Source organism: Cellulosimicrobium sp. MI9406, assembly GCF_040595865.1.
Classification (GTDB): Bacteria; Actinomycetota; Actinomycetes; order Actinomycetales; family Cellulomonadaceae; genus Cellulosimicrobium; species Cellulosimicrobium funkei.
Genome location: NZ_JALIZI010000011.1, coordinates 80,788 through 93,919, shown reverse-complemented (window position 1 = coordinate 93,919; position 13,132 = coordinate 80,788). Strand labels below are relative to the sequence as shown.

The window sequence follows — 13,132 nt, the reverse complement described above, 5'->3', positions numbered from 1 at the left end:
CGTCGTCTGTCACGGTCCTCCTGGGGGGTACGGAGAGCCGCCTGGGTCGATGGTCCGCCGTCCGGCATCCTGCCGGGGAAGACGTCCAGCGGGTGGAACATCCGTGCCGGACTTGCATCTCATTGCGTGAGACGTCAATATCGACCTATGGACAATACTAGCGGAGTCGGAGTGCTGGACAAGGCGGCCTCCGTCCTGGGCGCCCTGGAGTCCGGACCTGCCACCCTCGCCCAGCTCGTCACGGCCACGGGCCTGGCCCGCCCGACGGCGCACCGCCTCGCCGTCGCGCTCGAGCACCACCGCATGGTCGCGCGCGACATGCAGGGCCGGTTCGTCCTCGGCCCCCGGCTCAACGAGCTCGCGACCGCGGCCGGCGAGGACCGCCTGCTCGCCGCCGCGAACCCCGTGCTGACGGCGCTGCGCGACCACACGGGCGAGAGCGCCCAGCTCTACCGCCGCCAGGGCGACCACCGCATCTGCGTCGCGGCCGCCGAGCGCCCCGTCGGCCTGCGCGACTCGATCCCCGTCGGCGCGACGCTCACCATGAACGCGGGCTCCGCCGCCCAGGTCCTCCTCGCGTGGGAGGAGCCGGACCGGCTGCACCGCGGGCTGCGCGAGGCCGTCTTCACCGCCACGATCCTCTCCGGCGTCCGACGCCGCGGGTGGGCCCAGTCCGTCTCCGAGCGCGAGCTCGGCGTCGCGTCGGTCTCCGCGCCCGTGCGCGGCCCGTCGGGCCGGGTCGTGGCCGCCGTCTCCATCTCGGGCCCGGTCGAGCGCCTCAGCCGCCAGCCCGGGCGGCTGCACTCCGGCTCGGTCGTCGCCGCCGCGAACCGCCTCACCGAGGTGCTGCGCCGCGCCGGCGAGTGAGGACGCCGACGCCGGCCCGCACCGGGCCGGCGTCGGCGTGCCGCGGGCCGCAAACGGGACGCGCCCTGTCAAAATGTCCCCGGCTGCTGCCATGCTGTGCGTGCCCGACGCCCGGACAGCGCAGCGGTCGCGGGGGCGACCGCTGACCGTCCGATCCCGAGACACGAGGAGTTCCGATGCACCCGAAGCTGAAGGCCGCCCTGATCTGGGTCCTCGTGATCTTCGCCGTGTACGCGATCGTCACGAGCCCGGACCGCGCGGCCGACATCGTCGAGGGCATCTGGGACGTGATCGTCGGGGCGTTCCGCTCGATCGGCCAGTTCTTCAGCTCGCTCCTGGACTGACCGTGGCCCGCGGCGGACCTCGCAGCAGGATCCTGGACCGCTACGTGCTCAACGGCGAGCGGGTCGTGATCGCGACGCGCCACCACTGGGGGATGCTCGTCGAGCCCGTCGCGACGACGGTCGCGGGCGCGGTCGTGATCGCCTGGCTCGTCGTGCAGGCCGGCCCCGCGGTCGGCGACGGCGTGCTCGTGCTGTGGTGGCTGTGGCTGATCCTCGCCGCGCGCCTGGTGTGGAAGGTCTTCGAGTGGCGCAACGAGTGGTTCGTCGCCACGGACAAGCGCCTGCTCCTGCTCTACGGCCTCATCACGCACAAGGTGGCGATGATGCCGCTGACCAAGGTGACGGACATGAACTACGGGCGCTCGCTCGTCGGGCGCGTGCTGGGCTACGGCCAGTTCCTGCTCGAGTCCGCCGGGCAGGACCAGGCGCTGCGCCAGATCGACTGGGTCGCACGACCCGACCGGACCTACCGCCTGCTGTGCGACACGCTGTTCATCCCGGGCGTCCGCCCGGGGGGAGCGCCGGTCGGCCCGGGCGGGGCCGCTGCGACGACGGCGGGTGCGCTGCCCGCGACCGTGCCGCCGCCCGCGCCGCGCCCGCCGCAGCCTGCCGAGCCGCCTCCGGTCGAGCCCGCGCCCGCGTGGGACGGACGCAGCCCGGCCGCCACGACCCCGCCTCCCCCGGCACCGCTCCCGTCGGACCCGCGGGTCGTCGTCGTGCCCGGCCGGTCCGCCGGCGCCTCGAGCGGGCCCACCCAGCCGATCCCCGTGACCGGCGACGCTCACGCGGCGCGGGACACCGTGCGTCCCGACGGCCGGCAGGCGGGGCCCGGCGAGGACGAGCAGGGCTGGACGGTCTCCGGCGAGCACCGCGCGACGTACGTGCCGGTCACGCCCCCACGGCCGTCGTCGACGCCCATCCCGAAGCCGTACGAGCCCGGCCCCGGGCGCGACGACGCTCCCTGACCCGACCGCACCACCCGCCCGACGGCACAGCCCGAGGCTGACCCTCGCGGGGTCTCGCCCGCTACGCGACGTGCGTCACACCGGGCATCGGCCACGGCACGTCGTCGATCGACGCGCGGTCATCGGGCATCGGGCGTCGGGCATCAAGAAGAAACGACGAAGGCCCGGTCACCGTGATGGTGACCGGGCCTTCTTCTGTACCCCCAACGGGATTTGAACCCGTGTTACCGCCGTGAGAGGGCGACGTCCTAGGCCGCTAGACGATGGGGGCCTGTGGAGCTTCGTACCGTTTCCGGTCCGTTTCTCCGGTGAGAACTCTACCTCATGTTTCTCGCGGTCTTGACCGCGAGATCCAGAGCCGGAGCTCTTCGCTGGGGTACCAGGACTCGAACCTAGACTAAGTGAACCAGAATCACTCGTGCTGCCAATTACACCATACCCCAAGGGGGTAACCGATCCGCGTCGAGAGGCCGTGACGACGAGTCATAGACCCGTCCCCTGGCTCCCTCCCGTGGAGGTCCCACCGGCCGAGAACATTACCGGACATGCCGACGCGGACCAAATGCGCTCCGCGCGCCCGAGCGGCCGGGCGACGCGCGCGTCCTGCGGTCGACGGGCACGGCCGCCGTCTGGCACCGTCAGGGCATGAGCCCTGGACACCCCCCGGACCCTGGTGCGCCCGCGGATCGACCCGTCGCCGCGCCGAGCACAGCGGGCGTCGTCACGGGCGACGACGTCCGGGTGGCCGTCCGATGGCTCGCCGACCGCCTCGTGGACCAGCCCGTGTCGGCGTTCGACGCGCAGGCCGGGCCGGTCCGCTGGTCGTGCTGGACGACGACGGAGCACGTCGTGGACGACCTCCTCGCCTACGCGCTCCAGCTCGCGGCGCTCCCCGCGCTCGCGTACGTGCCGCTCGTGGGCCCCCGGGGCGAGGGCGAGATCGCGCACGTCGACCGCGCGGCCGGGACGGCGGGGCTCGTCGAGGCGCTCGTCGGCGGCGGGGAGCTGCTCGCGACGCTCGCCGAGACGCGGCCCGCGGACGCGCGCGCCTTCCACCCGTACGGGGTCTCGGACGCCGACGGCTTCGCGGCGATGGGGGTCGTCGAGGTCCTCGTGCACGGCCACGACGTCCTGCTCGGGCTCACGCACGCACCCACCCCGTTCCCCCCGGGGCTGGCGGCCCGGGCGCTGACGCGCCTGTTCCCCGACGTCGGGACGGGTCCGGACGAGGACCCCGACGCCGTGCTCCTCTGGGCGACCGGCCGGGGCGAGCTCCCGGGTCGGCCGCGGCGCACGCGCTGGCGCTGGGACGCGAGCGTGCGCGCGGACGCGCCGGGCTGAGCCGGCCCGTCAGCCCGACGCCGCGGCGGCAGCCGCCGCGATGCGGCGCGCGGCCGAGGAGAGCGCCGTGCCGTCCTTCCAGACCATCCGCAGCCGGCGGTCCAGCTCGAGCCCTGGCACCGCGACCCGCACGAGGGCGCCCCGCGCGACGTCGTCGGCGACGGCGAGGCTCGACAGCACGGCGACCGCCCCGCCGTGCTGCACGGCCGTCTTCAGCGCCGCGGTGGAGCCGAGGTAGGGCAGGTGGTCCGGCAGGCGCTCGCCGAGCGCCGCGAGGCCGCGCTCGAGCGTCTCGCGCGTGCCCGAGCCGCGCTCGCGTACGACGAGCCCCCCGGACAGCAGCTCGTCGACGCGCACGGCGCTGCGGCGCGCCCAGGGGTGCGCCGGACCGACGACGACGACGAGCCGGTCGTGCGCGACGGTGCGGCTACGCAGCCCGCGCCGCAGCGTCGCGCTCTCGACGAACCCGAGCTCCACGCCGCCGTCGAGGACGAGGTCGGTCACCTCGCGCGAGTTGCGGACGACGAGCTCGACGTCGGGAGCCCCGCCGCCCGGCACCCCCTCGAGCGCGAGCCGCGCGAGCCACCGCGGCGCCAGGTACTCCGCGACCGTGAGGCTCGCGGCGACGCGCACCCGGGCCGCCGGGGCGTCGCGGAGCGCCGCGACGGAGGTCTCGAAGCGGTCGGAGGCCTCGATCACCTCGCGCGCCCACGCCGCCGTCGCGCGGCCGGTCTCGGTGAGCCGGGACCCGCGCGTCGTGCGCTCGAGGAGGTCGAGGCCGAGGCGGCGCTCGAGCGCGCGCAGGCCCGCCGACGCCGTGGGCTGGGCGACGCCGAGCGCGCGGGCCGCCGCGCTGATCGACCCGTGCGAGTCGGTCGCGACGAGCAGCTCGAGCGCGGAGAGGGACGTCCTGTCGCGGGCGGTCGGGGCCATAGGCCCACTCTATGCCTCGCGAGGGAAATCGCTCTTCTGCCGCCACACCGGCCGCAGCACGCTGGAAGCATGAACCACCCTGCACCTCCCTCGACGCGCACGGAGGCCCTCGCGACCCGAGGCGCCCCGGTGGCCACGGCCGCTCCCCCGGCGCCCGCACCCGACCGGCGCCCCGACGCACCGCGCGGGCCGCGCGCGCTCGTCCCCGGGCTCGTCCTCGTCGGCGCGGCGACGCTCCTCGTGCTCGCGGGCGCGCGCCTGGTCCCGACGGTGTCCCCGCTCGTCGTCGCGCTCGTCCTGGGCGCGCTCGTCGCCCCGGCGCTCGGCCGGCTCGCGACGACCCGGCGGGGCGGGGCGACGGTCGCCGCGACGCGTCCCGGCGTCGCGTGGACGTCGCGCGTCGTGCTCCGGGTGGGCGTCGTCCTGCTCGGCTTCCAGCTTTCCCTCCCGGAGGTGCTGGGGCTGGGCTGGCGCGGGCTCGTCGTCGTCACGACGACGCTCGCCGTCACCTTCGCGGGGACGCTCGCGCTCGGCCGCGTGCTGCGCGTGCCGCGCGTGACGACGCTGCTCGTCGCGACCGGCTTCTCCGTGTGCGGGGCCGCCGCGATCTCGGCGATGCAGGGCGTCGTGGACCGGCCGGGTCGCACGCCCGACGAGGTGCGCGAGGACGACGACGGCGTCGCCACCGCGCTCGCGCTCGTCACCGTCTACGGCACCCTCGCGATCGTCGTGCTGCCCTGGCTCGCAGGGCTGCTCGGGCTCACCGACGACCGGGCCGGGCTCTGGATCGGCGCGAGCGTCCAGGAGGTCGCGCAGGTCGTCACCGCGGCCGGGACGATCTCCGCGCCGGCGCTCGCCACCGCGACGGTCGCGAAGCTCGCGCGCGTGGCCCTCCTCGCGCCGCTCGTCGCCGTCGCCGGGGTCGTCGTGGCCCGCGGGGCCCGACGCGCGGCGTCGGCGCTCGCGACCACGAGCGCGCTCGGGGCGCCGGGCGCCGCGCCGTCGACCGGTGCGGACGACGGCGAGCCCCGCGGCGTGGGTGCCGGTGCGGAGGCCAAGAAGCGACGCGTCGCCCCGGTGCCGTGGTTCGTCGTGGGGTTCGTGGCGGCGGTCGCGCTCCGCAGCCTCGGGGTGGTGCCCGCGCCGGTGCTCGCCGTCCTGGTCACGGCCTCGACGCTCGCGTTCGTCGCGGCGATGTTCGCCCTCGGGCTCGGCGTGGACGTGCCGACGCTCGTGCGCACCGGGCGGCGGTCGCTCGTGCTGGGCGCCCTCTCCGCGGTGCTCGTCACCGCGACGGCCCTCGTGGGCGTCCTGCTCCTCGCCTGACCGCCCCACGAGCGAGAGCCCTCCGGTCTCCCGGGGAACGCCCCGGTAGGCCGGGGTAGAGGCCCGGTACGCCGAGGTAGATCCCTGGTCATGACCAGGGATCTACCTCGCGGAACCAGGGCTCTACCTCACGGGGCGGGGGCTCTACCTCGCGGGCGGGGGCTGTGCCTCGCAGGGCCGGGGGTTACCTCGGCGCGGGGGTCTGCGCCGCCGCGACGCCGAGCGTCGCAGGGAGGTCGTCGAGGCCGTGGACGACGTGCACGCCCGACGCGCGGGCCGACGTCGGGTCCTCCGGGTGCGGGCCGCCGCGGCGGGTGCCGGGGCGGTCGAGCCACACCCCGACGAGGCCCGCGGCGAGCGCGCCGCGCGCGTCGACGTCGAGCTCGTCACCGACGTACGCGGTGCGGGCCGGGTCGGTGCCGAGTCGACGGCACGCCTCGGCGAACACGCGCGGGTCGGGCTTGCCGAAGCCGAGCGTGTCCACCCCGACGAGCAGCGGCACGTCGGCCAGGCCCGCGGCCGCGAGCTTGCGGGTCTGGAGCTCGACGCGCGCGTTCGTCAGCGACCCGACGCGCACCCGGGCCCCCGTGAGCGCGTCGACGACACCGCGGGAGTCGGCGAACGCCGTCCACGACGCCTCGAACGTGCCCCAGAAGAGGTCCTTCCAGTCGACGTACGCCGCGTCGTCGAGCAGCTCGCCGCCGAACGCCGCCTGGAGCTCGTTGGCGCGCGCCATGCGCTGGGTGTCGAAGTCGACCTCGCCGCGCGTGTACGCGCGGTAGTGCCCGTTGGGGTCGGCGCGCCACAGCGCGAGGACCTCGTCGTAGCGCTCCTCGGGCAGGTGCGGCAGCCACACGCGCGACGCGGCGGCGATGGCCTGCGCGAACGCGGCACGCGTGTCGACGAGCGTGTCGTCGACGTCGAACAGGACGCCCTCGAGCGGCGCGCCCGCCGAGGCCGCGGCGTCGGTCACAGCGCGTCCCGCAGGCGCACGAGGCGCTCCAGCGTCGAGCCCTTGCCGAGCAGCTCCATCGACTCGAACAGCGGCGGCGAGACGCGGCGGCCCGTGAGCGCGACGCGCAGCGGCGTGAACGCGAAGCGCGGCTTGACGCCCATGCCCTCGACGATCGCGTCGCGCAGGCGCTCCTCGATGGCGGCGGTGACGAACTCGTCGTCCTGCAGCACGTCGAGCGCGGCGATCGCCGCCGCGAGGATGTCCTTCGCGTCGTCGCGCAGGGCGCCGCGCGCGTCCTCCTCGACCGTCAGCGCGTCGTCGGCCGTGAAGAGGAAGCCCAGCATCCCGACCGACTCGCCCAGCAGCACCATGCGCTCCTGGACGAGCGGCGCGGCCGCCGTGAGGATCTCCTGGTTGCGGGGCGACAGGTCGGCGAACGAGTCCGCCGGGACGAGCCCGCCCGCGTGGAGGTACGGCACGAGGCGGTCGCGGAAGTCCTCCGGCGCGAGCATCCGCACGTGCGTCGCGTTGATCGCCTCGGCCTTCTTGAGGTCGTAGCGCGCCGGGTTCGGCAGCACGTCGTGCACGTCGAACGCCTCGACCATCTCGGTGACCGTGAAGATGTCGTGGTCCGGCGAGATCGACCAGCCGAGCAGCGCGAGGTAGTTGAGCAGGCCCTCGGGCGTGAACCCGCGCTCGCGGTGCAGGAACAGGTTCGACTCGGGGTCGCGCTTGGACAGCTTCTTGTTGCCCTCCCCCATGACGTACGGGAGGTGGCCGAACTCCGGCATCACGTGCGCGACGCCGATCTCCAGCAGCGCCCGGTACAGCGCGATCTGGCGCGGCGTCGAGGACAGCAGGTCCTCCCCGCGCAGCACGTGCGTGATGCCCATGAGCGCGTCGTCCACCGGGTTCACGAGCGTGTAGAGCGGCTGCCCGTTCGCGCGCACGAGCGCGTAGTCCGGGACCGAGCCCGCCTTGAACGTGATCTCCCCGCGCACGACGTCGGTGAACGTGATGTCCTCGTCCGGCATCCGCAGGCGCAGCACCGGCTCGCGACCCTCGGCGCGGAAGGCGGCCTTCTGCTCGTCCGTGAGGGTGCGGTCGAAGTTGTCGTAGCCCTTCGTCTTGAGCCCCGCGGCGGCGTTGCGCGCGTCGGACTCCTCCGGGGTCGAGAACGACTCGTACACGTACCCGCCCTCGACGAGCCGCGCGATGACGTCCTGGTAGATGTCCGCGCGCTGCGACTGCCGGTACGGCTCGTGCGGGCCGCCCACCTCGACGCCCTCGTCCCAGTCGAGCCCGAGCCAGCGCAGCGCGTCGAGGAGCTGCTGGTAGCTCTCCTCGCTGTCGCGCGCCGCGTCGGTGTCCTCGATGCGGAACACGAACGTGCCGCCCGTGTGCCGCGCGTACGCCCAGTTGAACAGCGCGGTGCGGATGAGCCCGACGTGCGGCGTCCCGGTCGGGGACGGGCAGAAGCGGACGCGGACGGGCGAGGAACCAGGTGCGGGGATCACGGCTCCCAGCCTAGTTGCCCGACGCCGCCCCCCGCCCGGGCGTCCGGCGCGGCCCCGGTCGTCGTCTCAGTCGCGCGTTGCCGGGTCCGCAGCGGGCGCAGGCAGCGGGACGGTGTCGCGGGAAGTTCGACCGGTCGCGCCGGAAGTCCCCGTCAGACGAAGACCTGTTCGTCGCCCGACACGTGCCGGACGACGATCCGCCGCTCGACCGCCGTCGGTAGTTGGACTTCGTCCACCGTCGCCCGCACGAGCGACAGGACCGCCCAGCGGCCGCGTGCGCACGAGGACGACCAGTCCGCCGAGCGCTGCCCCCGCGAGCGCACAGATCGGGACGCCGACGATCGCGAGGACGATCCCGTAGGACAGGGCTTCCCCGGCAGGGACGCCGCCGGCGACTACCGCGAGGATCACGAGCACGACGACGACCGCGCACGGGACCGCCGCGGCCCAGGCCGCCCACCGCGCGACGGCGCGCCCCGGCCGATGCCTCACCGTCGGTGGCTCTCGGCGACCGCACCCGCGGCGGCTGTGCGAGCCGGGGGCCGCCGACGAGACCGCACGACGACGTGCACGACGCCCAGGAGAAGCCCCGCGGCTGCTCCGCTGGGCGCCACCACGAGGAGGCCGAGCATCGTGGCGCCCAGCGCGTCGATGAACCCGGTACCGCCGGCGAGGGCGACGACCGAACCCCACAGCGCGAGCAGGAGGCTCGGCACGACCGCGCCGGCCGTCGCCCACCGGACGACCGTCCGGAACGGCCCCGGGACCATCCCTCAGGCCCGCCGGACGACCGGGTTGCTCAGGACGCCCAGCCCCTCGACCTCGCACTCGACGCGGTCGCCGACGTCGATCAGCCCGACGCCCGCCGGGGTGCCGGTGAGGATGACGTCGCCGGGCAGCAGGGTCATCGCCTCGGAGACGTACGACACGAGGAACGGGATGTCGAAGATCATGTCGCTCGTGCGGCCGTCCTGCTTGACCTCGCCGTTGACGCGGCTGCGGACGCCGACGTCCTCGGGGTCGAGGTCGGTGTCGATCCACGGCCCGAGGGGGCACGCGGAGTCGAAGCCCTTGGCGCGCGCCCACTGGCCGTCGGTGCGCTGCGCGTCGCGCGCGGTGACGTCGTTCGCGACCGTGTACCCGAGCACGTACGCCGGCGCGGCCTCGGGCGACACGTCCTTCGCGAGGCGCCCGATGACGACCGCGAGCTCGGCCTCGTACGAGACCTCCTGCGAGAAGTCGGGCAGGACGATCGGGTCGTCCGGGCCGACGACCGACGTGTTCGGCTTGAGGAACAGCAGCGGGCTCGACGGGACGTCGTTGCCCATCTCCTTCGCGTGGCCCGCGTAGTTGCGGCCCACGGCGACCACCTTGGAGCGCGGGATCACCGGCGCGAGGAGCCGGACGCCGTCGCCCAGCTCGACGCGCTCGCCCGTCGGCGTGACGGGCATGTAGAGCGGGTCGCCCGTGAGGACCGCGAGGTACGTGCGGTCCCCCTCCTGCTGGACGAGGGCGTAGCGGGGGTCGTCTCCGGTGGTGAATCTCGCGATGCGCACGGGCCCAGGCTATCCGGCCGTGCCCGGTCGATCACGCGCGGGCGAGGACCTCGCCGTTGAGGACGGCGAACCAGCCCGCGGGCTCCTCGGCCCAGCGCAGCCAGTCCTGCGCGAGCTGCTCGAGCGCGACGTCGTCCGCGAGCGCCGACTCCTTCGCCTGGACGGCGAAGTTCGACGCGACGCACCGCTCGGCCCACAGGCCGCCCCACCACGTGCGGTCGGCGGGGGTGGCGTAGCACCAGGTGCTCGCGCTGGGCTCGATCCCGTCGAGCGGGAACCCGGCGGCCTGCACCCAGGAGAAGAGGCGACGGCCGGCGTCGGCCTCGTACCCGTAGGCGTGGGTGACCTCGTGGTAGAGCGTGTTCCACTCGGTGAGCCCCGGCGACTCGGGGTACCAGGTCATGGCGGCGTAGTCGGCGTCGCGCACGGCGACGAGGCCGCCCGGCTTCGTGACGCGCCGCATCTCGCGCAGCGCGCCGATCGGGTCGGACAGGTGCTGCAGGAGCTGGTGGGCGTAGACGACGTCGAACGTGCCGTCAGCGAACGGCAGCTCGTAGGCGTTCGCGTGCTGGAACGAGATGTTCGCGGTGCCGCGCTGGGCGGCGAGCTCGCGCGCGCTGTCGAGGACGGCCTCGGACGCGTCGACGCCGACGACCCGCCCGTCGCCGACGCGGTCGGCGAGGTCGACGGTGACCGTGGCCGGGCCGCAGCCGACGTCGAGGAGGCTCATGCCGGGGCGCAGGTGCGGCAGGAGGAAGCCGGCCGAGTTCTCGGCCGTGCGCCAGCGGTGCGAGCGCAGCACGGACTCGTGGTGGCCGTGGGTGTACGACTCGGACTCCTGCGCGGGGTCGCTGCCTGCCCCGGTGGGGGCGTCGGCGTGGTGCTCGGCGGCCTCGTCGGCGCCGTGGGGGGTGTGCGTCATACCCGCACCGTAGGCCGCGGGTGCGGCGTTCTCGACCCCGTTCTCACACTCTGGGCGCGCGGTCCCCGCGCGGCTCGTCCCCGGCGTGGCGGCGGGGTGGGAGCGCGCCCGCGCACGGACAATCCCCCCATGACGGCCGCGACCGGCACGACCTCCGCCCCGGGCGACCCTGCTCGCCCCTCCGCCGGCTTCGCGCGGCGCCACGCCGCGCTCCTGCTCGGCGGGCCGGGCCGCGTCACAGGGCTCGACGTCGCGCGCGGGGTCGCGGTCCTCGGGATGTTCGCGGCGCACGTGGGCTTCACGACGGACGACTTCGGCGAGGTCTCCGGCTGGCTCTCGCTGTCGCACGGCCGCTCGTCGGTCCTCTTCGCGCTCGTGGCCGGGGTGTCGCTCGCCCTCGTCTCGGGCGGACGCACCCCGCTCGACGGGCTGCCCGCGCTCCAGAACCGCACCCGGGTCCTCGTGCGCGCGGTGCTCCTGCTCGCCCTGGCCGGGCTGCTGGACCTGCTCGGCACGCGCGTGCTGCTCATCCTCGGCTTCTACGCCGCCTACTTCGTGCTCGCGCTGCCGTTCCTGCGCTGGCGGCGCCGGGACCTCCTGGTCCTCGCGGGCGTGGTCGCCGTAGTAGGCCCGGTGCTCGCCCTGTGGCTCCCGGAGGTGCTCGCGCGCGCCGGGCTCCACCTGCCCGACGACGGGTCGGGCGCGCTCACGGACTTCCTCGTCTCGGGGCACTACCCGGCGGTGGTGTGGATGGCGTACGTGCTCGTCGGGATCGCGATCGGCCGGTCCGACCTCGGCGCGAGGACGACGCGCGTCGCGCTGGTCGCCGGCGGGCTGCTGGCGGCCGGGCTCGGGTACGGCGTCTCGGCGGCGCTCACGGGTCCTCTGGGCAGGGCGCAGGCCGTGGAGGACGCGGCCGCGGTGTGGTCGAGCGCGTACCGGCCGGAGCCGCTCGGGTGGGCGGACCCGTGGCCGACTAGCGCGTACCTCTGGCTCGCGGGCCCGCACACGGACACCCTCCCGGAGGTCGTGGGGTCGGGCGGGTTCGCCGTCGCGGTGCTGGGGCTGTGCCTGTTCGCGGGCCGGGTGGGTCGCTGGGTGCTCGCCCCCGTCGCCGCGGTCGGCGCCATGGCGCTCACGGTCTACTCGGCCCAGATCGTCGTCCTGTGGGCGTGGGGCGACGCGGCGTACGAGCAGACGACGAACGGGCCGCTCCTCGCGCTCGTGCTCGCGACGCTGGTGGTCGCGACCCTGTGGCGCTGGGCGATCGGGCGCGGCCCGCTGGAACGGCTCGTCGCGTCCGTCGCGGCGCGCGCCTCCGCCGTCACGTCGTCGCGCGGGTCGACGTAGGGTCGGCCGCATGACCACCACGAGCGACGACCCCGCACCCCGCCCCGCCCTGCGCCGCCTGGGCCGGTCCGGCCTGGCGGTGTCCGCCGTCGGGCTGGGGTGCAACAACTTCGGACGCCCCGCGACGGCGACGGAGACCCTGGAGGGCACGCGCGCCGTCGTCGACGCCGCGCTCGACGCGGGCGTGACGTTCTTCGACACGGCCGACACGTACGGCGGCCGCCCGGGTCTGAGCGAGGAGCTGCTCGGCCAGGCGCTCGGGTCGCGGCGCGACGACGTCGTGGTGGCGACGAAGTTCGGCATGTCGATGCGCGGGGCCGCGGGGGCGGACTTCGACGCGCGCGGCTCGCGCCGCTACGTCGTGCGGGCGGTCGAGGACTCGCTGCGCCGCCTCGGCACCGACCGCATCGACCTCTACCAGTTCCACACCCCCGACCCGCGGACGCCGATCGACGAGACGCTCGCGGCGCTCGACGACCTCGTGCGCGCGGGCAAGGTCCTCTACGTGGGGCACTCGAACCGGGCGGGGTGGCAGATCGCGGAAGCGGAGCTCGTCGCGCGCGCGGCGGGCACCGTGCGGTTCGTGTCCGCCCAGAACCAGTACAACCTCGTCGACCGCGCGGCCGAGCTCGAGGTGCTGCCTGCCGCGGCGGCGTACGGGCTCGGCGTCCTGCCGTACTTCCCGCTCGCGAACGGCCTGCTCACCGGCAAGTACGCGCACGGCGCGCGGCCCGACGACGGCCGGCTCGTGCGCAGCAAGCCGCACCTGCTCGAGTCCGCGCCCTGGGAGGCGCTCGCGCGGCTCGGCGCGTTCTGCCAGGTGCGCGGCATCACCGAGGTGCAGGTCGCGTTCGGGTGGCTGCTCTCCCGACCCCAGGTGTCGAGCGTCATCGCGGGTGCGACGAAGCCCGAGCAGGTGCGGCAGAACGCCGCCGCGGGCGCGTGGCGGCCCACGGACGAGGACCTCGCCGAGCTCGACGAGATCTTCCCGCCGCTCGGGAAGGTCGCGCCCTTCTGACCCGCCCCACCGCGCTCCTGCCGGCCTGGCGGCCGGTC

The 13,132-nt window shown here is 75.1% G+C and carries 13 protein-coding genes and 2 tRNA genes; 7 read left to right on the top strand and 8 right to left on the bottom strand.

What is annotated here, in order from left to right; all coding sequences use genetic code 11:
* Positions 1–147 precede the first annotated feature (147 nt).
* From MT994_RS18550 to MT994_RS18540, 3 genes are all read left to right on the top strand, one after another.
* Positions 148–867 (top strand): IclR family transcriptional regulator, encoded by a 720-nt coding sequence (locus MT994_RS18550; protein ID WP_034654517.1) that lies wholly within the window; start codon positions 148–150, stop codon positions 865–867.
* Positions 868–1,043: 176 nt separating this feature from the next.
* On the top strand, positions 1,044–1,211 hold the full coding sequence (locus MT994_RS18545) for a hypothetical protein (protein ID WP_163187158.1): 168 nt from the start codon (positions 1,044–1,046) through the stop codon (positions 1,209–1,211).
* A gap of 2 nt (positions 1,212–1,213) precedes the next feature.
* Positions 1,214–2,176 (top strand): PH domain-containing protein, encoded by a 963-nt coding sequence (locus MT994_RS18540; RefSeq protein ID WP_354807462.1) that lies wholly within the window; start codon positions 1,214–1,216, stop codon positions 2,174–2,176.
* A 198-nt stretch (positions 2,177–2,374) separates the two neighbouring features.
* On the opposite strand, the gene MT994_RS18535 is transcribed toward MT994_RS18540, so the two are convergent.
* Both MT994_RS18535 and MT994_RS18530 read right to left on the bottom strand, forming a co-directional pair.
* A tRNA-Glu gene (locus tag MT994_RS18535) sits at positions 2,375–2,447 on the bottom strand.
* A 100-nt stretch (positions 2,448–2,547) separates the two neighbouring features.
* Positions 2,548–2,619 (bottom strand) — tRNA-Gln (locus MT994_RS18530).
* A 202-nt stretch (positions 2,620–2,821) separates the two neighbouring features.
* Between MT994_RS18530 and MT994_RS18525 the strand changes: the two genes are divergently transcribed.
* Positions 2,822–3,517: a hypothetical protein gene (locus MT994_RS18525; RefSeq protein WP_354807461.1), complete on the top strand. Its 696-nt coding sequence runs from the start codon at positions 2,822–2,824 to the stop codon at positions 3,515–3,517.
* Positions 3,518–3,526: 9 nt separating this feature from the next.
* On the opposite strand, the gene MT994_RS18520 is transcribed toward MT994_RS18525, so the two are convergent.
* Positions 3,527–4,450 (bottom strand): LysR family transcriptional regulator, encoded by a 924-nt coding sequence (locus MT994_RS18520; RefSeq protein ID WP_354807460.1) that lies wholly within the window; start codon positions 4,448–4,450, stop codon positions 3,527–3,529.
* 69 nt (positions 4,451–4,519) lie between these two features.
* Between MT994_RS18520 and MT994_RS18515 the strand changes: the two genes are divergently transcribed.
* Complete coding sequence (locus MT994_RS18515; RefSeq protein WP_354807459.1) at positions 4,520–5,776, top strand: putative sulfate exporter family transporter; 1,257 nt, start codon at positions 4,520–4,522, stop codon at positions 5,774–5,776.
* A 184-nt stretch (positions 5,777–5,960) separates the two neighbouring features.
* On the opposite strand, the gene MT994_RS18510 is transcribed toward MT994_RS18515, so the two are convergent.
* The 5 genes from MT994_RS18510 to MT994_RS18490 all read right to left on the bottom strand — a co-directional run bounded on the left by MT994_RS18510 (position 5,961) and on the right by MT994_RS18490 (position 10,726).
* On the bottom strand, positions 5,961–6,749 hold the full coding sequence (locus MT994_RS18510; RefSeq protein WP_354807458.1) for an HAD family hydrolase: 789 nt from the start codon (positions 6,747–6,749) through the stop codon (positions 5,961–5,963).
* Positions 6,746–8,248 (bottom strand): glutamate--tRNA ligase, encoded by a 1,503-nt coding sequence (gene gltX, locus MT994_RS18505; RefSeq protein ID WP_354807456.1) that lies wholly within the window; start codon positions 8,246–8,248, stop codon positions 6,746–6,748. The genes MT994_RS18510 and gltX overlap by 4 nt, the downstream gene beginning before the upstream one ends.
* A gap of 488 nt (positions 8,249–8,736) precedes the next feature.
* Entirely contained in the window at positions 8,737–9,018 is a 282-nt protein-coding gene (locus tag MT994_RS18500; protein ID WP_354807455.1) for a hypothetical protein, read from the bottom strand.
* A gap of 3 nt (positions 9,019–9,021) precedes the next feature.
* Positions 9,022–9,804 carry a fumarylacetoacetate hydrolase family protein gene (locus MT994_RS18495; protein WP_354807454.1) on the bottom strand — a complete coding sequence of 261 codons (783 nt, stop codon included), beginning with the start codon at positions 9,802–9,804 and terminating at the stop codon, positions 9,022–9,024.
* 31 nt (positions 9,805–9,835) lie between these two features.
* On the bottom strand, positions 9,836–10,726 hold the full coding sequence (locus MT994_RS18490) for a methyltransferase domain-containing protein (protein WP_354807452.1): 891 nt from the start codon (positions 10,724–10,726) through the stop codon (positions 9,836–9,838).
* A 129-nt stretch (positions 10,727–10,855) separates the two neighbouring features.
* On the opposite strand from MT994_RS18490, the gene MT994_RS18485 reads away from it, so the two are divergent.
* Both MT994_RS18485 and MT994_RS18480 read left to right on the top strand, forming a co-directional pair.
* Positions 10,856–12,076: a heparan-alpha-glucosaminide N-acetyltransferase domain-containing protein gene (locus MT994_RS18485; protein WP_354807451.1), complete on the top strand. Its 1,221-nt coding sequence runs from the start codon at positions 10,856–10,858 to the stop codon at positions 12,074–12,076.
* Between the two features lie 10 nt (positions 12,077–12,086).
* A complete protein-coding gene (locus MT994_RS18480; protein ID WP_354807449.1) occupies positions 12,087–13,094 on the top strand; it encodes an aldo/keto reductase in 1,008 nt (335 codons plus the stop codon).
* Positions 13,095–13,132: the final 38 nt, after the last annotated feature.